The following is a 22,402-nucleotide window of genomic DNA, read 5'->3' on the forward strand; positions in this document are numbered from 1 at the left end:
CGATGTGTGTCGCGTTCGAAAGCGACAATGACTAATATACCAAGTTGAAAACCGGAAGTCAACAACTTTTTATTAATCTTTTTAATCGATTGTTTGAATCGATTTCGCCTTCAAAAAGCGACATCCATTAATATAACAAGTTATCACGATTAATGTCAATAACTTATTGAAACAAATTATTGAGACTCAAAATCTATATAGTCTATATAAATTTGAGACAAGCTCTATTAATGTGTATGAAATATTATATAATAGCTAACTAAGAATGTCAATAAGATTGTCTCATAAACATTTCGAGTTAAGTCGTCCTTTTAAAAACGACAAAACCGAGTATAACTTGATAATTATGCTTCGTCAAGAACAAAATAACCCTTAAGTCGATTAATCAACTTAAGGGTTTAAAACTCAATTTAATTAGCCACGATATTGACCAGTTTGCCAGGAACTGCAATAACTTTACGCACCGTTTTACCGTCGATCCATTCCTTAATCGTTTCATCATTTAAGGCAATCTCTTGTAGTTCATCTTCTGTTGCATCTTTAGGAACTTCTGCTTTTGATCTTACTTTGCCCATAACTTGTAGGACAATTTCGACTGTATCTTCAACTAGTTTGGCTTCGTCATAAGTTGGCCAAGACTGATACGTAATAGTTCCATCATATCCTAAGACTGACCAAAGTTCTTCACCTAAATGTGGGGCAATTGGCGTAATTAGTTTCACGAAACCTTCTGCATAGTCACGTGGTACATATTCTGCTTTATAACATTCATTAATGAAAACCATCATTTGTGATATAGCTGTATTGAAGCGTAATTCTTCAAAGTACTCCGATACGTTCTTGACTGTTTCATGATAGACTTTATCGAGTTCTTGATTCGCTTCGTCTTTCACATTGCTCGAAAGATTACCATTTTCGTCAGCCATTAATCGCCAAACACGGTCTAAGAAACGACGCGCTCCTTCTAAGCCATTGGTGCTCCAGGCAACTGACGCATCTAATGGTCCCATAAACATTTCATATAAACGTAGGGTATCAGCACCATGAGAATTAATAATATCATCAGGGTTAATGACGTTCCCCTTAGACTTACTCATTTTCTCATTACCTTCACCAAGAATCATGCCTTGGTTAAATAACTTTTGGAAAGGTTCTTTCGTAGGTACAACATCTAGATCATATAATACCTTATGCCAGAAACGTGCATATAATAGGTGAAGCACAGCATGTTCAGCTCCACCAATGTATATATCGACTGGAAGCCATTTTTTCAATTTCTCTGGGTCCGCTAGCATTTCATCGTTATTAGGGTCAATATAACGTAGATAGTACCAACAGCTACCTGCCCATTGTGGCATGGTATTGGTTTCAATACGGCCTTTCATACCTGTTTCTGGGTCAGTCACATTTACCCATTCTTGGATATTAGCAAGTGGTGACTCTCCTGTACCAGATGGTTTAATCTCACTCGTTTTCGGTAGTTCTAACGGAAGCTTTTCTTCATTAACGGCTGACATCGAACCATCTTCCCAATGGATAATCGGAATTGGTTCACCCCAATAACGCTGACGACTAAACAGCCAATCACGTAGGCGATACGTTGTTTGACGTTTACCATATTCGTTTGCTTCTAGCCACTCGATTGCTTTTTCAATTGCTTCGTTTGTATATAAATCATTCAAGAAGTCTGAATTAACATGTGGGCCATCTTCTACATAAGCCTCTTGATCAATATTCCCTCCTGAAACAACCTCTACAATTGGCAAATCAAATGCTTTCGCAAATTCATAATCACGCTCGTCATGTGCCGGAACTGCCATAATCGCACCAGTACCATAAGACATTAACACGTAGTCCGCAATCCAAATTGGCATTTGTTGACCACTTACTGGATTAATGGCATATGCTCCAGTGAATACACCTGTTTTTTCTTTTGCCAAGTCAGTACGCTCTAGTTCACTTTTCTTCCCTACTTCTTCTATATAAGCATCAACTTTCCCGCGCTGTTCAGATGTTGTAATATTATCTACTAAAGGATGCTCAGGTGAGAAGACAGCATATGTTGCTCCGAAAATCGTATCGGGTCTAGTTGTGAACGCCTGAAATTGGTGGTCAGACCCTTCGATATTAAAGGTGATTTCAGCGCCTTCTGACTTTCCAATCCAGTTGCGTTGCATATCTTTTAAGCTTTCTGGCCAATCAAGTTCATCCAAGTCTTCTAGTAAACGATCAGCGTATTCGGTAATTTTAAGCATCCACTGACGCATCGGCTTACGGGTCACAGGATGCCCACCGCGCTCACTAACGCCATCAATAACTTCTTCATTAGCTAGAACAGTTCCTAGCGCTGGGCACCAGTTAACCGGCACTTCATCAATATAAGCTAGACCTTGTTCGTACAATTTAACAAAAATCCATTGTGTCCATTTGTAGTAGTCTGGATCTGTTGTATTGATTTCACGATCCCAATCATACGAGAAACCAAGCGATTTAATTTGGCGCTTAAAGATCTCGATATTTTGTTGAGTGAAAACAGATGGATCATTCCCCGTATCAATCGCATATTGTTCTGCGGGTAAACCAAAAGCGTCCCAACCCATTGGATGTAACACTTCATACCCTTGCATGCGCTTCATTCGTGAAACAATATCTGTCGCTGTATAGCCTTCTGGATGACCGACATGAAGCCCTGCTCCTGATGGATAAGGAAACATATCGAGTGCATAGAACTTAGGCTTCGATGATTCAGTGTTTGTTTTAAACGTTTTATTTTCTTCCCAAAAGCGTTGCCATTTTTGTTCAATTTGACGATGATTAAATGCCATTGACTAGCTCCTCCTTATTTATAAATGTGTCTATCTCGGCTTCGAACCATTCTTAAAGACAGCTCTTAACCAAAATGAATGATTCTAATCGTGAAAACAATAAAAAACTCCCGCCCCATATACAATGGGACGAGAGATTACCCGTGGTACCACCCAAATTAGTCACCCTAAGATGACTCACTCGAGTTCCTTAACGCGGAAACACGTCACACACTACCACTTAATTCATGTGTGAAACTAAAAGGCGAGTTCAGTTTCGACATAAACAACTTTCACCAACCGTTGCCTCTCTATATATGTCAATTAACTTACTACTCCTTCATGATCGTTTGCTTATAAAATTAATATTAGTTCAATCATAGTTTACTTAAGCATATGCTAAATGTCAAGTGAGTGTTCGGACTTTCTTCTCAACCTTCCATTTTAAAACATAACTTTTACACTTTCCATCCATTTATTATTCATTTTCCTTAGGGTCCTTCTACCATGTTATGATGAGTATTGTTTACTAATGAAGATAGGAGAAAAATCATGAAACAAATCATCCCCTTCGCACATCAATGGATCAGTGAAACATTAAATTCAGGCGATATTGTCGTCGATGCCACACTAGGTAACGGGCATGATAGCGTCGCGTTAAGTCAAGAAGTCGGACCTAACGGCCATGTTTATAGCTTTGACATACAACAATCAGCTATTGATCAAGCACAGTCTTTGTTCAATCAAAATGATATTAACAATATTACATCCGTAAAATTAGGGCATGAGCAGGCAAAGGGCTACTTAAATAAACAAGGTATCTCATCAATCGGTGGGGTTATCTTCAACTTAGGGTTTTTACCAGGTGGTGATGAATCCATCACGACACAAGCAGACTCAACGATACAAGCCATTGATAGTTTATTTGAACTATTGATGCGTCATCGGATGATCGTGATCGTCATATATCCAGGTCATGACTCCGGACAAATTGAAAAAGATTTATTAATCCAACACCTGCAAAAGCAACCTGCTGCTAAAATGGATGTCGCTATGTACCACATGGTTAATCGTAGTAATAACGCACCCTTTGTCGTTGGAATCTATAAAAAATAACGCTTTTAGCGATTAGACTAAAAGCGTTATTCATGAATTGATTTTTCGTAATTTCTTGAATCGACGGTAAGTACGGCCGTTAAAATAAACCACTTTAGCGCGCCATCCCGCTTCACTCAATAAAGATTTTGCCACTTCCTTTTGCTCTTTGGTCTCAAGCATTTTGTGGTCAGATAGATATAAGCCTACCAGTCCATCAACTATTAATTGGTGAAACGTTTGATCTGGAATACCATGTAAATCTTGTTTAGCATTTTGAATAAACTGTTTTAATCGTTTATGGCGCTCATGCTCGTCCTGATAATACCAAACAAAATTTAAGTCACCTTCCACTTCGTCTTCACGTTGATCAATTAAGTAATCTAATAAAATATGTAACCCTTGTAAGGACGGAAATAATGCCTTTCTCATCATATGGGCACGATCTTGACCTGCTAAACCATATGACACGATACAAAAAACGCCTAACGTAGATCCAGTAGCCGCCGAAAATTCAAACCAACTTAAATCAGGATCATCGTTTTCGCTTTCATACCACTTCGTTAACCGAGAAACACGCTCTTCATGCGTGACATGTTTATGTACTTGTAAATCTACATAAAGCGAAGCTAATCGTCCAATATCAGCTTGAATCAAATCGTAGTGATTTATTTGCGTAATGACCGTTTGGCATTCTGCAATGAGGTCCTTTAGATAACCAGCATCATCTTGATCCTCTCGATACTGATAGTAATTTTTCTTATCATAATCTGAGTTGAGCCGAATGGCATCCAATTGTGCTTCGTGTAGTTGTCGAAAATCTTCAGGATCAAGGGATAAACTACGATCGCATAAATTGTCTAAATAATCACTGATTGTTTGATAAGCCACTATAAAACGGACTGCATCACGCCAAGAATCTCCTGCTAAACTAGCGTAAATCGAACCACCTTCACAATGGAAAGTCTTAGCCTCTATACTAGCAAGCGCCTGTGATCTTAACTCTTTATTCGGTATACTCTCAGCTTTTTTCCGCCAATAGGCTAATTGACGATTTACTTCTGGGAACAGGTTTCGATAAGACACGTTTAGCACCTGCCACAACGAAGTCGGTGTTTTCATGACGTTATGAACCCTCCTGATCACTAGGTAATAAGGCATCCGTGAAATCCTTGGCTACTTCAAATACTTCATCTCTTTCTGGCTCATTAAAGACTTCATGATACAAGTCTGGCCAAAAAATATATTTTTTATCTTGTACAGCTAGTTTATTATAAAACTTCTCAACATCTGATACCGACACAAGTTTATCTTCTCCAGCTTGCATGAATAAAGTTGGTAGATCAGGATAATATCTAATTTGATTAAAAGCTTGATCAATACCGCGTTCGAATTCATGGAACCACCGTACTGAAACTTTATGTAAAAAAAGCGGATCGGATTCATCTCTTATATGAAAAGCTTCGTTTCGTGTTGCGAGTTGTGGCTTAACATTCGTTTTAAACCGAATGGATGGCATGATTTTATCGAGCAACTTTGAAAGGTGATAGACTGGTTTATGCGGAACCGTCTGCAAACCAAGCCCCGGAGAAGATAATATAACTCCTGTCACAGCTTCTTTCGTTTCTTCCAAAGTACGAATCACAATTAAACCACCCATGCTATGACCAAGTAAATAAACTGGTAATTCAAAGTACTTGGCTTCATCTAGCCACTTTTGTACGGTCTTAATATATTCGTCGAATGAATTGACATGGCCACGTTTACCTTCTGATTCACCATGCCCCGGCAAATCACCTATAATCACATGATAACCTGCTTCATTCCACTGACTGATCTGCCATTCATAACGACCAGAATGCTCGAACGCTCCGTGTACAATCACAATGACAGCTTTTCCATTCCGACTTTTATGAATGACCATGTGATGACCTCCCAAAAATTCCGAAATATTTGATATAATTATCTTACCATAAATTGCGAATAGGAGGACAAACATGATTTTACCATATTATGAACAATTCCCATCTATTGATCAGACGGCTTACATAGCTGATGATGCTGTTATTTCAGGGGATGTAACGATTGGGGCCTACAGTAGTATTTGGTTTAAAACGGTGATCCGTGGTGATGTTTCACCAACCATAATCGGTGAAAACGTCAACATTCAAGACCAAAGTATGTTACACCAGAGTCCTAATATGCCTTTAGAAATCGAGAATGGGGTCACAGTTGGCCATCAAGTGTTACTCCATTCTTGTAAAATACGCGAAAATGCATTAATCGGGATGGGGACAACCATTCTAGATGGAGCTCAAATCGGTGAAAATGCATTCATTGGTGCAGGCAGCTTAGTACCACCAGGAAAAACTATTCCAGCAAACACTTTAGCATTCGGGCGTCCAGCCAAAGTCATTCGCGATATTACGGATGAAGATATTCAGGAAATGAACCGAATCCGTAAAAGTTATGTTGATAAAGGACAAGTTTATAAACAAAACCAAGAATAAATCCTCTTAATAATAGAAAAGCAAGCTTACTATGTTTAATTCATAATAAGCTTGCTTTCTTGTGATTCTTCTTTCTGTAATTCCGTTATATCATAGACACCCTCCACAAAAATTTGATGCCATAACATAAACATAAGTACAGTCCATATCTTTCTACTATAATCATTCTTACCTTCTCGATGAGCCGTTAACATTTTTTCGATCACAGTTTTGTCTAGTAAATGACTTGTCTGGCTATTGCGGATTAGTACCATTGCCCAATCGTAAAGTTCGTGTCTTAACCAATGTTTAATGGGTACAGGGAATCCAAGTTTCTTCCTGTTCAGCACATGTGGAGGTACAACTGTTTCCATCGCCTCTCTCAATATTGACTTAGTCGTCCCATTAGCAATTTTATAATCAGTTGGGATTGAACTCGCTACACGGAACACTTCTTGATCTAGAAATGGAACCCTTAGTTCGAGAGAATGCGCCATCGTCATACGATCAGCTTTCAAAAGTATGTCACCACGTAACCATGTATGTATATCAACATATTGCATCTGATTCACTGGGTGAGCATTCTCTACTTCACGATATAAGGGATTGGTGAAATTTTGATAAGTTGATTGTTCATTATATTGTTTTAACAAATTCTTTTTTTCTTGTTCTTCAAACATTTTTGCATTACCAATATAGCGTTCTGATAATTGGGTCGTTCCGCGTTCTAGAAAACTCTTCCCTCTTACACCTTCTGGAATAACCTTAGCCACACGTTGTAGCAGCTCTTTTGCTGGTCCTGGAATGGAATCAAAAACCTTCAGTGATTCTGGCTCACGATAGATATTATAACCACCAAACAACTCATCCGCTCCTTCCCCTGAAAGAGCAACTTTCACATGCTTTGATGCTTCTCGACCAACAAAGTACAGAGGGACACAGGCAGGATCGGCTAATGGATCGTCATTATGCCACATAATCTTGGGTAAATTTTTGACGTACTCTTCTGCAGATATGACATAAGAAATATTCTCAACGCCTAGCTCCTCAGCAGATTCCTGTGCCACATCAATTTCAGAGTACCCTTCTCGCTCAAACCCAACTGAAAAAGTTTTGATATTAGGATTTAATTCCTTTGCCATTGCAACGATTATGGTAGAATCAATGCCCCCTGATAAAAATGACCCAACTGGTACGTCACTTCTCATATGAACATTCACTGAATCAAACATTACATCTCTTATTTGCTTCATTAATTTTTTCTTTTCTGTCTGTACTGGTGTGAATCGAGCATGAAAGTACCTTTTGAACACTGGTTCGTCACCAGGCTTCATTTTAAACGAATGACCTGGTTCCACTTTATGAACACCTTCTGTCATCGTCTTGGGCTCAGGTACAAATTGAAAGCTTAGATAATGTTGGAGACTTTCTGAATCGACTGTCTGTTGATCCATTGCTAAACCGATACTTTTCTTCTCAGATGAAAAATAAACACCTTCTTCTTGTCTGCTATAGAATAATGGTTTAATACCAAATTCATCTCTTGCTCCTACTAAGAGCTCTTCTTCTTTATCCCAGATTAAAATAGCGAACATCCCACGCAGATACTTAAATGCTTCTTCACCGTATTTCGCGTACATGGCCAAGATTACTTCCGTATCCGAATTTGTGGCAAACTCATAACCGTCATTAATCAGATCAGTTCTTAATTCCACATAATTATAAATTTCACCGTTATAAACGATCCAATAACGATCATTTTCGTAAGGTAGCGGTTGATGACCGCCCTCAAGATCAATAATACTTAACCGTCTAAATGCAAATGAAATGTAACTATCAAAATAAAAACCTTCATCATCAGGTCCACGGTTGGTAATTATGTCATTCTGTTGTTTAACTAAATCCTTACTTTGTTCAGTTAATTCAGTTTCTTCGTTTCTAATTAATCCAATGAAGCCACACATGCTGTAAACCTCTTTTCCGTCAATAAATAGAACAATTATACAACCGCAGTCTTACCACTCATATTTAAACTTAATAAATTGTTCCTGTTATAACTGACGGGTTTCTGTGCATTTAGGTTTCATTGCGGACATACAAATTGGCAAAAGACGTAAAAAAGCTACCAAACTTAAGTTTGGTAGCTTAAACAATAACCTATTGATTGATTCTTGATTTTAATGCTTCGACTCGATCTGTTCTCTCCCAAGTGAAATCCTCATCCAACCGGCCAAAATGACCGTAAGCTGCCGTTCGCTTATAAATTGGACGACGGAGATCTAACATTTTTATAATACCTGCCGGGCGTAAATCAAACGTGTCGCGCACCGCTTCGACTAATTTTTCTTCTGAAACTTGACCTGTTCCAAACGTATCAACAGCAATTGATACCGGTTGAGCCACACCAATCGCATAAGCTAATTGAACTTCGCATTGATCAGCAAGTCCTGCTGCGACAATATTTTTCGCCACATAACGAGCCGCATAAGCCGCTGATCGGTCTACTTTAGTCGCGTCTTTACCACTAAAGGCACCGCCACCGTGCCGTGCATAACCACCATAAGTATCGACAATGATTTTACGTCCTGTCAGGCCAGCATCACCCTGTGGACCTCCGATTACGAAACGACCTGTTGGATTAATGAAGAATTTCGTATCATCATCAATTAAGTTCTCTGATACAACCGGCTTAATCACATGTTCATTTAAGTCGGCCTTGATTTGTTCAAGATCAATTTCAGGATGATGTTGTGTTGAAATGACAATCGTATCGACACGTTCTGCTTGTCCATTTTCATCATATTCCACAGTCACTTGTGTCTTACCATCTGGACGTAAATACGGGATTAATTCAGTTTTTCTGACGTCTGCCATTCGTTTGGATAGTTTATGAGCTAATGAAATGGGCAGTGGCATTAATTCTTTCGTCTCGTTGCTAGCGTAACCAAACATTAAACCTTGGTCACCAGCACCTATAGCCTCAATTTCTTCATCTGACATTTGACCTTCCCGTTTTTCATAAGCCTCATCAACCCCTTGGGCAATATCAGCTGACTGTTCATCAATCGATGTTAATACAGCACATGTTTCATAATCAAAGCCATATTTAGCACGCGTATAACCAATATCTTTTACTGTATCACGCACGATCGTGGGAATATCGACATAAGTTGATGTTGAGATTTCACCTGATACTAAGACTAGTCCTGTTGTGATCGTCGTTTCACAGGCGACGCGTGCATTAGGATCACGAGAAACGATTTCATCTAAAATCGCATCGGAAATTTGGTCAGACATTTTGTCAGGATGGCCTTCTGTCACAGATTCAGATGTAAAGAGACGACGTTGTTTCGTCATAACTAGAGATCCTCCTCATTTGTTTAATGGAACGGATTTCATACCCTTTGTACAAAGCATGGGTTCACTTCATGGTTCCTTTATAGTTTTGCTTTATTTTCGATAATCGGCTCTGTTAGAATAAAGTTAATTCATAGTTTCAATACAAACAAACCTTATACCAATAAAAAAACCTTTCCCAATTTAGACAAGGGAAAGGTATGTATAGCCTTTCGCTCTTATCGTCCAAGGGTCCCCTTGCATCAGGATGAGCACCTGTCACAAATGTGATGGTTGCCGAGCTTCATCGGGCCTGTTCCCTCCACTTACTCTGGATAAGAGAAATACCGTTTACTGCTATATCATAACGTGAGGCTTATTTCGTGTCAACTTTTGACGCCTTCATTTAGTAATGGCAAGATTTCACTAAAATCCGTGTAAAAATTTTATAAATAGTGTGGTTTAATTTATAAAATGTGTTATACTAATAACGAATTATGTCATATACATAAATACATATTTTATATAAAGGGTGATCTGGTAATGAAAACTATTGAAGCTGATACACTGGTATCACAATTATCAAACGCTAATCAGACGGATAAAAATTTATCCATTGCGGAACTAGTTGAAAATATTTTAGCACGTGATGAAGGGATTTTAACCTCAACTGGTGCCATCAGAGCAACAACTGGCCATTATACTGGTCGCTCACCCAAGGATAAATTCATCGTTGAAGATGAAGAGACGAAAGATCGCATCGATTGGGGCGAGGTTAATCAACCTATAAACGAAAGCGTATTTAATAATCTTTTGCATAAAGTAACGGATTATTTAGCTGAACGTGACCAACTATTTTCCTTTAAAGGATTTGCTGGAGCCGATGAAAAACATCGCCTTCCCATTGAAGTGATCACAGAATTTGCGTGGCATAATTTGTTTGCTAATCAGATGTTCATTCGTCCAAGTGCTGAGGAATTAGCAGAACATGAAACCAAATTCTCCGTTATTTCTGCTCCGCACTTTAAAGCGGATCCAGAAACGGATGGAACGAATTCAGAAACTTTTATTATTGTTTCCTTCAAGCATCGAATTGTATTAATCGGTGGAACAGAATATGCTGGTGAAATTAAGAAATCGATTTTCTCCGTGATGAACTACATGTTACCCGAGAAACAAAATGTTTTACCGATGCATTGCTCCGCCAATGTTGGTGAAGAAGGCGATGTTGCTTTATTTTTCGGCCTATCAGGGACAGGAAAAACAACATTATCTGCTGATGAGAACCGTCGTTTAATCGGTGATGATGAACACGGTTGGTCACAAAGCGGCGTTTTCAATATTGAAGGTGGTTGTTACGCCAAGACGGTTAACTTATCAGCTGACAAAGAACCGCAAATTTATAATGCGATTCGATTTGGAGCCGTATTAGAAAATGTCATGATTGATGCAAAAACTCGTTTACCAGATTACGATGATACGAATTTAACGGAAAATACTCGCGCGGCATATGCCATTGATCATATCGACAATATTGTTGAACCAAGTATTGCAGGTCACCCTAACACTATTATTTTCTTAACGGCAGATGCATTCGGTGTGTTACCTCCAATCAGTAAATTAACAAAAGAACAAGCTATGTATCACTTTTTAAGTGGTTATACGAGTAAGTTAGCTGGTACTGAACGCGGTATTACTGAACCACAGGCAACATTCTCAGCTTGCTTTGGATCACCTTTCTTGCCACTACCTGCTGCTAATTATGCTAAAATGTTAGGCGAGAAGATTGACCAACATGATGTGCAAGTTTTCCTAGTTAACACAGGCTGGACTGGTGGTGCTTATGGCGATGGTGAGCGCATGAAATTAAGTCATACTCGCGCTATGGTGCATGCAGCACTCGAAGGCGAGTTAAATAATGTCGATTACATCCAAGATGACATTTTCGGTTTATACATGCCTACTACTTGTCCTGGCGTCCCTAGTGATGTTCTTAACCCTAAGAAAACATGGAATAATGACGAAGCATACGATGCAAAAGCTCAGGAATTAGCGATTAACTTCCACGATAACTTCAAACAATTCAATTATGTGACGAAAGACATCGCAGAAGCAGGCCCTACATTTAAACACACATAAATGATTCAACTTGATCCGAACGAATTCTTAGCTGAGTTCGTTCGGATTTTTATGTGTGCAAGCACGAGTGATTAGATTAGCTAAATAAGTTTTCCATCGAGTTCAGGGCATTTACCATCAAGTTTTCATAGTTACCAGCGACTGTCGTCCGTTTTCCAGCGAGTCTTGGAGATTTACCATCGATTTCAATTAACTCACCCTCACGAATCAATCATCCTAATATAAATCACATAAAAAAAGTGGAATTGTTTAACGAGAACAATTCCACCTTGCTTATGATAAAAAGCGTTTATTGACTTCATCTAAAGAAATTTTCAATACCTGATCTTTCATCATAAAACTATACTGTTTATTCTTCTTTACGTTCTTCGGTAATTCGTCTAATAATACAGGGCCTTCCGTTTCAAAATAATGCTTTCGCTCATCTAATGACTGGACATCAGCGAAGTATACATTTTTTACAATATCGCCACCTTTACCATCAACGTAGTATTGACCGATAAAAGTTAATGTAGAAATAACGCCACCCGTTTCTTCGTAAACTTCACGTTTAGCTGCGTCTTCAGCTGTTTCACCTGGTTCAACTTTGCCACCAGGAAACTCTATTCCACGGTCACGATGTTGCGTTAACAACCATTTATCTTGATAACGAGCAATGACCCAAACATGTTTTGCACTATTCGAAAACGGCATCTGACCTTTAACGAATTTCACGGTATTATTATAATAATCCTTAAAAACTTCCACTGGAACACGGTCCTTTATCTCATTTCTTATTCGTACTGTATATCCATTATATACGGTTGACCGCTATCCTTCAATTGAAGTTCAAACTTAATTGTATATTCTCCATCAAGTTCTGTTTGATTTGTTTGTGTAATAAGAATGTTACCATCTTCTGTCGTTTCTTGTTCAAAATCTTCACCGACTTGGAACCATGCTGGTGTTTCGGTTGGGATGATATAAAGGTTACCATCGCGTTCTTCGTAATATCGATCCACGAATTTGTTGACCACTTTCGGTTCTGCTATATCACTGAAACTATCTTTATAAGCTTTCATGGAGTCATAATTCTTTACTTCATATTGACTATTGGTATCTTGAAGCAATTGATCCATAAAACTTTTCGTTACTTGAACAACTTCACCTTCACTCAATTGTGGATTTTCTTTGCTTGCTAAATTAACTTCGCCACGTTCACGTTCCTCAAAATTTATATTCGATTGTTCTGAACTTTGATATTGACTGGGTGCTGCATTAAGTTGTGAATATGAAAAAGGAATAAGTACGAGTAATGCTATGCTAACGACTGCTAGTCCTACAATTGAACGTTTCATTTTTGTTATCCACCTTTCTATTTGCTGCTTACGCTCATATTATTTATATGAACTGTTTACCTGATTAATGATCGATTGAAACATAAAAGTCACAAAAAATTTTCATTCACGCCATTTAGCTCTGATAATATCCATAATCATCCACCAACCTAGGCCTAAGTCTAATAAACAAAAAAGTAAGTCCACATGATTTATGCGAACTTACTTTATTAGACGATTCATCTTCTATTTTCGTTTCACTTTAAATTTATTCATCTTCAATTCGATCAAATTGATCAAAGAAAGGCATTGATTCGATATGCTGTTTCGTTTCATGATCCCCCAGGTTATAAAGCATCTTAAAACCTTTCATCATGTAATAATCATAAGCATCATTTTCTTCATCACGATGGTATTCTTTAAAAGGTAATGTCGCTCGGAATGCAGTTGCATCTTCTGCACCCTGTAGTTCATCAAAACACTCACGCAATGAGATGATTTCATCAGGGTTACCATATATGACGAAATCATCATTATTACCTGCCTTCGCTTCTGAAATTTCACCAGACTCAATACTGACATAAAATTTTCGACGATCCATCAAACCACCTCATCACTTAATATTAGTCGGTGGTTCGAAAATATACATCCAAACTATAATTGTTGAGTCGTTTTCATATCAAAATCGAACTGTCTTACCGTTAACTTCTCAAGACGTTTTTGGTCGACTTGCACACCAATGCCTGGTTTAGTTGGCACTTCCACTAGTCCATCTTTGACTTTAAAAGGTTGCTTAATAACATCTTGTTCCCAGTAACGTTCTGATTCTGATAGATCACCTGGTAATTTAAATTGTTCCAGTGAAGCCAGAATGACATTATGAGCTCTACCAATTCCTGTTTCTAACATACCACCACACCACAACGGCATGCTCGCAACTTTAGCATACTCATGAATCATCTTAGCGACTTCATATCCACCAACTCGTCCTAATTTCACATTAATCGTGTCTGCAGCATCTAACTCAATTGCCTGAAAAGCGTCATGTTCTGAATTAATGGATTCATCTAGGCAAATTCGTGTCTTCATTTCCTTCTTCAATTGGTGATGGTAATACAAATCATCTTGTCGAAATGGTTGTTCGATCATATGTAAATTAAGATCATCAAGTTTCGTTAAATGAAGCATATCCTCTGGTTCATAAATACCGTTACCATCAAACATAATAGGCAGATCACCTAATAATTCTTTCGCTTGTTCAATGGTCTCACGTTCCTGCCCTTTTTGAACCTTTAACTTATACCGTTTATAGCCTTTTTTCATGTAAGTTTTCACTTGTGATGCTAAATCATCCGTTAATGACAGGACCACGCCACTTTCGACATGGTTGTAAGTACCACCAATTATCTCTTTAAGCGGTTTGTTGAGTTGTTTAGCATATAAATCCCACATAGCTGTTTCAATACCAGCTTTGGCCATTTGATGACCCTGAATACCACTTAAAGTACGATGAACTTGATTTGGATGATCTATTTGCGCTTTTTGAATAACAGGTAGGATAAAATGCTTTAACATATCCCATGCTGTTGTCGTCGTTTCTGGTGTATAAAATGGATCAGCAAAAGCAACGCATTCCCCATATCCTACATGACCGTTGTGATCATATACTTCAATGATTAACGTATCACGGGTGACAACTAGGCCGTTAGCCGTCTGAAAGGGTTGCTTCAACTTCATCGCAACCTGCCTAACGGTAACCTCTTTTATATTCATCTGATCACTCCTCTAAACGTGCTTGTAATTGATGGCGTAATAATTTTTTAGCGGCGTTTCTGGGTAATTCATCTGTTTTGTACCAAGCTTTAGGGACTTTATAACTCGCTAAATGGTTTTGACAATAAGTCGTTAACTCCTGTTCATCAATTGGTTCACGTTCAACGATAAATGCTACAGGTACTTCTCCCCAACGATCACTCTTCTGACCAACTACACCAGCATCGGCGATATGCGGATGACCTTTTAACACACTTTCAATTTCAGCAGGATAAACATTTTCTCCACCTGAGATAATTAAATCTTTGCGTCTATCCACGACATAGAGAAAACCATCTTCATCAAAATAGCCCAAATCACCTGTCTTAAGCCATCCGTTCTGGAGTTTAGCCGCCGTCTCATCATTTCGTTTATAATAACCCTTTGTGACACTCGGTCCGTGAACGACAATTTCGCCAACCTGTTGTGCGGATAATGACTCATCATCTTGTACAATATCCAGTTGATTCGGAAATAATGGTTTCCCAGCAGAACCTAGTTTGTCGAAGGCATTCTGATCATCAAGGGTGCAAAATTGTGAGGCTGTTTCAGTCATGCCGTATGTTTGATAAACAGGAACATGTTTATCACGAGCTCGAGTTAATAGCGGTTTAGGCGCAGGGCCACCACCTAACAGCATACAACGGAATTGTTCAGGATAATAATCGTCTCCTAATCGTTCCAACAATTGATCTAACATGACCGATACGACAGACATAATCGTTACACCTTGATTCATGATTTCGTTATGGATCGCTTCAACATCAAATGATTCGTGTAAATGAAGCGGAATACCATAAATTACACTGCGATAAACGATGGATAAACCGCCCACGTGAAACATCGGCAAACTTAACAACCAGCGATCATGTGGATACAGACCTAAGTTAAGCGCTGAGCCATTCGCGTTCCACCAATGATTCCCATATGTTAGTTCCACACCTTTGGGTTGTCCCGTCGTCCCAGACGTGTAAATCACATGGGATAGGTCATCTAAGTCTATGCTGTGACTTTCTTGCTCAAGTGGCTGATCAAGATTCCCACTATGGATGTCAATCACGTTCAAGTCACCCTCAACTAAGTTTTCATAGCGTGGATCTAAAATAACAGCTGATACGTCGCCATCCTGTAACTGAAAGGCAATTTCTGCTGAGGACAGGCGAATATTGATGAGAAAACTGACAGCGCCGATAAGATTCAAAGCATGGATGGTCACAAGGAATCGATAATGATTGGGTGAAATAACGCTAACATGGTCACCTGATTTAATACCTTCTTGTTTTAATTGTGAAGCCATTGATTTGGCATGGTGATAAAGTTGTGAAAAGGAATAGGTTGTGCCATCTGGTAACTTCACCGCATCAGTATGTGGTGATAAATCAGCGCGTTTCTCCAACCAGTTGATCATCGTCGTCATAGAGCATGTCCCTTTCTTAATTATGTATAAACTAAAGAAAGAAGGTTGGTATCAAACGATTATTCATTTGATACCAACCAACTTGTTTGACTTCATTTAGCGACTTAAGGGAAACGTGGGAACTGATCGAAGTCAGGTTTACGCTTCTCTTTGAATGCGTCGCGACCTTCTTTTGCTTCTTCTGTTGTGTAATATAGTAGTGTTGCGTCGCCACCCATTTGTTGCAGGCCAGCTAAACCATCTGTGTCTGCATTAAATGACGCTTTTAAGAAACGAAGGGCTGTTGGTGATTTTTCTAGCATTTCGTTACACCACTGAATCGTTTCTTCTTCAAGCTTGTCTACAGGTACGACCGTGTTAACAAGCCCCATCTCACGTGCTTCTTCAGCACCGTATTGACGGCATAAATACCAAATTTCACGGGCTTTCTTATGGCCAACGATGCGAGCCAATAAACCTGCACCATATCCAGCGTCGAAGCTACCAACTTTCGGACCAGTTTGCCCAAACACAGCATTGTCTCCAGCAATCGTTAAGTCACAGACAACGTGTAACACATGTCCGCCACCAATCGCATAACCCGATACCATGGCTACAACAGGTTTCGGAATGGTACGAATTAAACGTTGTAAGTCTAGTACATTTAAACGTGGAATTTCATCTGTGCCTACATAGCCACCATGGCCTCGTACAGATTGGTCACCACCTGCACAGAATGCTTTTTCACCTTCACCTGCTAATACAATAACCCCAATATTTGAATTATCGCGTGCGCGAGCAAACGCATCGATTAATTCCTGTACTGTTAACGGGGTAAAAGCATTGCGCTTTTCTGGGCGGTTGATCGTAATCTTCGCAATTCCATTATACGTTTCATACTTAATTTCTTCGTAATCGCGTTCTTTAGTCCATGCAACTGCCATTATGTAACCTCCTTAGATTGAATCTGATTTAGTTAAAAACTCACTTACTATTTTACCAAAAATTTTGGGACTTTCCAGATATACAGCATGACCTGTTTGAGAAATTTTTCGAAATTGAGCATTTTGTAGGGATTCATGCATTTGTTCATTGATTAAAACAAACTTTTCATCCTCCTCACCAACAACTAATAACGTCTCAGTTGTCAATTGTCCTAGACTTTCCCAAAGGCTTGCTTGTTTTCCTGTCCCCATTGTGCGCAAAGATAATGCTAGGCCTTCTGGTGCTTGTGATAGCCGCTCTTCACGAATTTGTTCTTGCTTTGCTGAGGACAGACGTTTTTGCGTAGCAAACAAAGGGACTCTCTCCCAGTAATCAACAAAGGATTCAATTCCCTCACGCTCAATCATATTTGCTAATTTCTGATCTTGCGCTTCTCGTTCTAGGCGTTTATCACCTGATAAGCCAGGTGAAGCGCCAACTAATATGAGTTGATTGACCATCTCAGGAAAGTAATGAACAAACATTAACGCTGTACGACCACCCATGGAATACCCGAGTAAATCGAAATGGTTATGCCCAAGTTGATGAATAATGGATTTTAAATCGTGACAAACATCCGACAAGTTTGATACATGCTTAGCGTCTGTCTGTCCATGACCTGGCAAATCAATGAGCACCAGTTGTCTATTGACCTCCAAGTAAGAAATTATTTCATTCCACGTGGCCAATGTCCCTGTAAAACCATGTAATAAAACGAGCGGGGTTCCTTCTCCTATCACATTCACGTGGTAGTGATGATCACCTACTGTTATATACATTTCATCCATCCTTTAAGTATCTAGTAGACTTTCGATATTAGATTTAATTCGTTGATGCCAGAAGAAATTGTCCTCTCGCTCTGTTTGAACTTCGATTACTTCTAATTGGTTAACTGGTTTGTTGATTTGTTCCGTAAGTTCATCATTACTTTCTACAAACTGATAGGGAATGTCTAAGGATGACACCATATCGCCAATCGGTGCATCAAACGGCGTCCCAAATATCTTTTCAAAATGTTGACCGTGTTGGTACTGCGGTAGAAAGTTAAAAATACCGCCTCCGTTATTATTAATCACAACAATCCGGAGCGCTAGTTGCTGTTTTTTAGCCATTAATATTGACGTGAAATCATGCAATAAGGAAAGGTCGCCAATGAGCAGGGTCACCTGTTCGCCTGAAGCTGCTACACCCATAGCCGACGAGATGACACCATCAATACCATTTGCACCACGATTAGCTAATACTCTCACTTGTTTATTCTTAGGTAAGAAAAACGTATCTATGTCGCGAATCGGCATACTGCTACCAACAAAAATTGTTTCACCATCAGCAACAGAGTCAGCTAACACATGAGCAACTGAACCTTCAGTCAATGATTCATGTGCTATTTCTTTTAAAGTTTGTTGGACGCGTTGATCTAATTCGATCCACTGCTTAGTCCATTCAGGATCTTGTTCGATTTCGAACTGACTAGCCTGGTGCACGAATGCTGTGATATCACTATAGATCATTGTTGTTCGAATATTAGAATGTTCACGGTAACCTGCCTGTTGATCAACCACCATATGAGTTGATGGAGTCACTTTCGCCATCCACTGGAAATAAGCTTTCGAGATTGGCATAGGTCCAAATCGAATGACAAAGTCTGGTTCAATTGATTGCTGAAAAGCTTCTTGTTTTAGTAATGCGTCATAAGTTGAAATGATTAACTCGTCTGTTTCTCCCATTTGCCTCAATCGACTTAATGGATCAGCCAATACAGGAACTTGCCACTGACGAGCTAGTTCTAACACCGCTTTCGCTTCTTGATCACTTGTTAATTCACCGCACATGATTAATCCTTTATGTTTGCCTGCTAATTCAGAAGCGAGTAATTCAGATTCATCAACGGATAACTTTTCATGACCACCTACTGCAGAAACATAAGGTGTCTGAGCTGAACCCCATAAATGATCTAAACTTAGATCAGGTGTTAATGGATCTCGAAACGGAAAATTAAACTGGACCGGCCCTTTACGATTTGAATTGGCTAACGCAAAAGCGCGACTAGCTTGTCTACGACTATAATCCAGTAATGATGGCGTTGCTTCAGCGACTGCCATATCATGAAAATGTTTAACATAGTCCCCATACATTTTGACCTGATCAATCGCTTGGGGCGCACCATTATCTCTTAATTCTTGCGGTCGATCAGCTGTTAACACAATTAATGGCACGCGACTATAATAGGCTTCAACAATAGCTGGATAATAGTTAGCAGCAGCCGTCCCCGAAGTACAAACCAACGCAACAGGTTTTTGAGTTGCTTTGGCAATCCCTAAAGCAAAAAAGGCTGCTGATCGTTCATCAAAATGAATCCAATCTTGAATGGACGGGTGATGCGCGATAACCATTGATAACGGCGTAGACCGTGAACCAGGTGTAATCACGACATGCTCTAATCCATTTTGATATAATTCATCTACGAAATATGAGACATAATACGTATTATTCCCCATGGTCGTCATCACGGTTACCTCCCAACGCATTCAACATAGGCGTTAACTTCAAGTTTGTTTCGTCGTATTCTGCTTTAGCATCAGAATCAGCGACAATACCACATCCAGCAAACAATTTAATCCGGTTGTCAGAAATCAATCCAGATCGAATGGCCACTGCAAATTCACCATTTAATGATTGATCGAACCAGCCAATTGGAGCGGCATACCAACCACGCTCAATGGGTTCATGCGTCTTAATAAAGTTCATCGCGTCCTGACGTGGTTCTCCTCCTAAAGCTGGAGTAGGATGCAATTGTTTTAATGTATCAAACAGTGTAACTCCTGATTTTAATTGACCTTGGACAGGCGTATATAAATGTTGAACATTCGTTAAAGGATATATTTGCGGTTCATTCGGAATATCTAAATGAGTACATATTGGCTGTACAGCTTCACGAATCATATCGACTACATAACGATGTTCTTCTAAGTTCTTTTCGTCATTTAATAATCGCCATGCTAATAAATCATCTACATCCATCGTCTCACCACGACTCATCGTTCCAGCTAGACAAGCCGAATACATCACATGGTTTGTTACTGAGACCAATCGTTCAGGGCTAGCACCGATAAACGCGTCTTCTCCTTGTTCCATAACAAACACATAACTATACTGTTGTTGATTAGTAAGCGCAGATATTAAATCTTTTGTTGGAATCGTGCGATCAAATACCGCTTCAACCTCTCGTGCTAATACAACCTTCTCGAGATTGGTTGCGCTGATTTCTTCAATCGCATGTGCGATCATTGACGACCACTGATCAAAGCTCAATTGATCTTGAACCTCTACAAGTGAGCGAGTCTTTTGAACAAACGGCTCCGCTTCATAAATCGCCTGAGTCTCTTGTTCAATTTGATTCAATAATGCTTCAACAGAATCATCAGGTGACACTTCTAAATGATGGGTTAAGAAATAGTCACCTTGTTTCACGGTCAGCATTTGTTTAGCTAGGACAAAATTGTTTTCAGGAAAAGCTTCCCATTCATCTTGATGTGGTGTATCAAAAAATGAAAAACCTCCGAAAAAAACAGGTCCTATTCCTTCTATATCAAAGTCATGTAAGACGTTGATGTCCTCTTTCAAATGATTCAACTGATCTTCTATTGCCGTAAATCGGTCATCCGATGAATTGACATATAATTCTTTAAAAGTCCCTAAGCCCACAAATGTTAGGTCACCTGTAGCATTTGACCAATAGAAACGTTCGCCTTTTAAATGATCAAAATAGGCAAACAGATTGATTGGATCAATAGGACTAACCTTTTGTACAATTGAAATGTATTGTGTTTGTTCAATCTGTTCTATTTGATTCAATTGTGCTTCTAATGAAACACGATCTGTTTTAATCATAAACGTTGCCTCCAATAGTATTACAACCAGCATGTCGAACACATGCCTACAGACTATTTTATGACTTTTTTTTGAAAACGACAAGAATTACACTATACAAGCTGATTGACACAGGCATGTCGTTTATCTAAACTTATTTTAGTATGTTGTAAAAAAGAGAGGGAGAAACCATGACACAACAACAATCTGTTCAAGATGCACTTGGGGAAAGATCAGGCTTTCAAATATGGTGGCGTATGCTACGACCTCACACGTTAACGGCTTCATTTGTACCTGTTTGGATTGGTACAGCAGCAGCTAGTATGGATACATCCATACACATTGGGTTGTTTTTAGCCATGTTAATTGCTTCAATGTTAATTCAAGCTGCAACCAATATGTTTAATGAATATTATGATTTCGTTAAAGGCTTAGATACAGAAGAATCAGTCGGAATCGGTGGCACGATCGTAAGAGATGGCATTCCACCATCACAGGTTAGGAATTTGGCCTTTATATTTTACGGAATAGCTATTCTTTTAGGGGTTTATATTTGTATGGAAACAACGTTTTGGATCGCTGTCATTGGAATTGTTTCCATGTTATTCGGCTATTTATATACAGGTGGTCCATATCCAATTGCTTACACGCCATTCGGTGAATTATTCTCAGGATTTTTTATGGGTACCGTGATTATTGGTATTAGTTTCTTTATTCAAACAGGCCATGTTACCTCAGAAATTGTCTGGTTATCCATTCCTGCAGCCATACTTATTGGAGCGATTATGTTATCAAATAATATTCGTGATTTAGAAGGCGATCAAGAAAATGGGCGGAAAACAATCGCTATTTTAGTTGGACGTTATAAAGCGATTCGTGTCTTAGCATTATTTTTCCTAACCGCACTCATTTTACCTGTTATCTTTATTAGTCTAGGAATGATGCCGATTTGGGGATTATTAACTTGGTTAAGCGGAATCAAAGCTTATAAAGCTTATCAGACGTTCAAACAAAACAACACACCACTTGAAATGATGCCAGCGATGAAATTCACGGCACAAACAAACACGATTTTTGGTATTCTCTTCGGTCTTAGTTTTGTTCTAGAACATCTCACAAATTGGCTAATATAAACATGTATGTTCAATCTAAAAACGGATA

Annotated in this window: 18 protein-coding genes, 1 riboswitch and 1 other annotated feature; of the genes, 4 read left to right on the plus strand and 14 right to left on the minus strand. The window is 39.0% G+C overall.

Annotation, left to right across the window (positions count from 1 at the left end; all coding sequences use genetic code 11):
• Window positions 1-410: 410 nt before the first annotated feature.
• Complete coding sequence (leuS, locus tag FHR85_RS07375; protein WP_167262235.1) at window positions 411-2,825, minus strand: leucine--tRNA ligase; 2,415 nt, start codon at window positions 2,823-2,825, stop codon at window positions 411-413.
• Between the two features lie 122 nt (window positions 2,826-2,947).
• Window positions 2,948-3,160, minus strand: a binding site (T-box leader).
• A 196-nt stretch (window positions 3,161-3,356) separates the two neighbouring features.
• On the opposite strand from leuS, the gene mnmM reads away from it, so the two are divergent.
• Window positions 3,357-3,920 (plus strand): tRNA 5-(aminomethyl)-2-thiouridylate-methyltransferase MnmM, encoded by a 564-nt coding sequence (mnmM, locus tag FHR85_RS07380; protein WP_167262236.1) that lies wholly within the window; start codon window positions 3,357-3,359, stop codon window positions 3,918-3,920.
• Window positions 3,921-3,950: 30 nt separating this feature from the next.
• Here mnmM and FHR85_RS07385 read toward each other — a convergent pair whose 3' ends face one another.
• Together FHR85_RS07385 and FHR85_RS07390 are read right to left on the minus strand one after the other, a co-directional pair.
• Complete coding sequence (locus FHR85_RS07385) at window positions 3,951-5,021, minus strand: tetraprenyl-beta-curcumene synthase family protein (protein ID WP_167262237.1); 1,071 nt, start codon at window positions 5,019-5,021, stop codon at window positions 3,951-3,953.
• A gap of 4 nt (window positions 5,022-5,025) precedes the next feature.
• Entirely contained in the window at window positions 5,026-5,823 is a 798-nt protein-coding gene (locus FHR85_RS07390) for an alpha/beta hydrolase (protein ID WP_167262238.1), read from the minus strand.
• Between the two features lie 73 nt (window positions 5,824-5,896).
• Between FHR85_RS07390 and FHR85_RS07395 the strand changes: the two genes are divergently transcribed.
• Complete coding sequence (locus tag FHR85_RS07395; protein WP_167262239.1) at window positions 5,897-6,409, plus strand: gamma carbonic anhydrase; 513 nt, start codon at window positions 5,897-5,899, stop codon at window positions 6,407-6,409.
• Window positions 6,410-6,444: 35 nt separating this feature from the next.
• On the opposite strand, the gene asnB is transcribed toward FHR85_RS07395, so the two are convergent.
• Window positions 6,445-8,352: an asparagine synthase (glutamine-hydrolyzing) gene (asnB, locus tag FHR85_RS07400; RefSeq protein WP_167262240.1), complete on the minus strand. Its 1,908-nt coding sequence runs from the start codon at window positions 8,350-8,352 to the stop codon at window positions 6,445-6,447.
• Between the two features lie 193 nt (window positions 8,353-8,545).
• Window positions 8,546-9,745: a methionine adenosyltransferase gene (gene metK, locus FHR85_RS07405; RefSeq protein ID WP_167262241.1), complete on the minus strand. Its 1,200-nt coding sequence runs from the start codon at window positions 9,743-9,745 to the stop codon at window positions 8,546-8,548.
• 215 nt (window positions 9,746-9,960) lie between these two features.
• A riboswitch (SAM riboswitch) is annotated at window positions 9,961-10,066 on the minus strand.
• Window positions 10,067-10,267: 201 nt separating this feature from the next.
• Between metK and pckA the strand changes: the two genes are divergently transcribed.
• Entirely contained in the window at window positions 10,268-11,863 is a 1,596-nt protein-coding gene (gene pckA / locus FHR85_RS07410; RefSeq protein WP_167262242.1) for a phosphoenolpyruvate carboxykinase (ATP), read from the plus strand.
• Window positions 11,864-12,136: 273 nt separating this feature from the next.
• Here pckA and ytkD read toward each other — a convergent pair whose 3' ends face one another.
• The 9 genes from ytkD to FHR85_RS07455 form a co-directional block, all read right to left on the minus strand.
• Window positions 12,137-12,610, minus strand: coding sequence for an RNA deprotection pyrophosphohydrolase (gene ytkD / locus FHR85_RS07415; protein WP_167262243.1), 474 nt, complete (start codon window positions 12,608-12,610; stop codon window positions 12,137-12,139).
• Between the two features lie 26 nt (window positions 12,611-12,636).
• A complete protein-coding gene (locus FHR85_RS07420; protein WP_167262244.1) occupies window positions 12,637-13,200 on the minus strand; it encodes a hypothetical protein in 564 nt (187 codons plus the stop codon).
• Between the two features lie 247 nt (window positions 13,201-13,447).
• Entirely contained in the window at window positions 13,448-13,780 is a 333-nt protein-coding gene (locus tag FHR85_RS07425) for a hydrolase (protein ID WP_167262245.1), read from the minus strand.
• Between the two features lie 53 nt (window positions 13,781-13,833).
• Window positions 13,834-14,952, minus strand: coding sequence for an o-succinylbenzoate synthase (menC, locus tag FHR85_RS07430; RefSeq protein ID WP_167262246.1), 1,119 nt, complete (start codon window positions 14,950-14,952; stop codon window positions 13,834-13,836).
• A 4-nt stretch (window positions 14,953-14,956) separates the two neighbouring features.
• Window positions 14,957-16,408 (minus strand): o-succinylbenzoate--CoA ligase, encoded by a 1,452-nt coding sequence (locus FHR85_RS07435; RefSeq protein ID WP_167262247.1) that lies wholly within the window; start codon window positions 16,406-16,408, stop codon window positions 14,957-14,959.
• A gap of 104 nt (window positions 16,409-16,512) precedes the next feature.
• On the minus strand, window positions 16,513-17,331 hold the full coding sequence (menB, locus tag FHR85_RS07440) for a 1,4-dihydroxy-2-naphthoyl-CoA synthase (RefSeq protein ID WP_167262248.1): 819 nt from the start codon (window positions 17,329-17,331) through the stop codon (window positions 16,513-16,515).
• A gap of 12 nt (window positions 17,332-17,343) precedes the next feature.
• Complete coding sequence (menH, locus tag FHR85_RS07445; protein WP_167262249.1) at window positions 17,344-18,150, minus strand: 2-succinyl-6-hydroxy-2,4-cyclohexadiene-1-carboxylate synthase; 807 nt, start codon at window positions 18,148-18,150, stop codon at window positions 17,344-17,346.
• Between the two features lie 12 nt (window positions 18,151-18,162).
• Complete coding sequence (gene menD, locus FHR85_RS07450; protein WP_167262250.1) at window positions 18,163-19,878, minus strand: 2-succinyl-5-enolpyruvyl-6-hydroxy-3-cyclohexene-1-carboxylic-acid synthase; 1,716 nt, start codon at window positions 19,876-19,878, stop codon at window positions 18,163-18,165.
• Window positions 19,859-21,262: an isochorismate synthase gene (locus FHR85_RS07455; protein WP_167262251.1), complete on the minus strand. Its 1,404-nt coding sequence runs from the start codon at window positions 21,260-21,262 to the stop codon at window positions 19,859-19,861. Before FHR85_RS07455 ends, menD begins: the two co-directional genes overlap by 20 nt.
• A gap of 170 nt (window positions 21,263-21,432) precedes the next feature.
• On the opposite strand from FHR85_RS07455, the gene FHR85_RS07460 reads away from it, so the two are divergent.
• Window positions 21,433-22,374, plus strand: coding sequence for a 1,4-dihydroxy-2-naphthoate polyprenyltransferase (locus FHR85_RS07460; protein ID WP_167262252.1), 942 nt, complete (start codon window positions 21,433-21,435; stop codon window positions 22,372-22,374).
• Window positions 22,375-22,402 lie beyond the last annotated feature (28 nt).

The sequence above is a fragment of the Alkalibacillus almallahensis genome (genome assembly GCF_011761495.1).
Classification (GTDB): Bacteria; Bacillota; Bacilli; order Bacillales; family Alkalibacillaceae; genus Alkalibacillus; species Alkalibacillus almallahensis.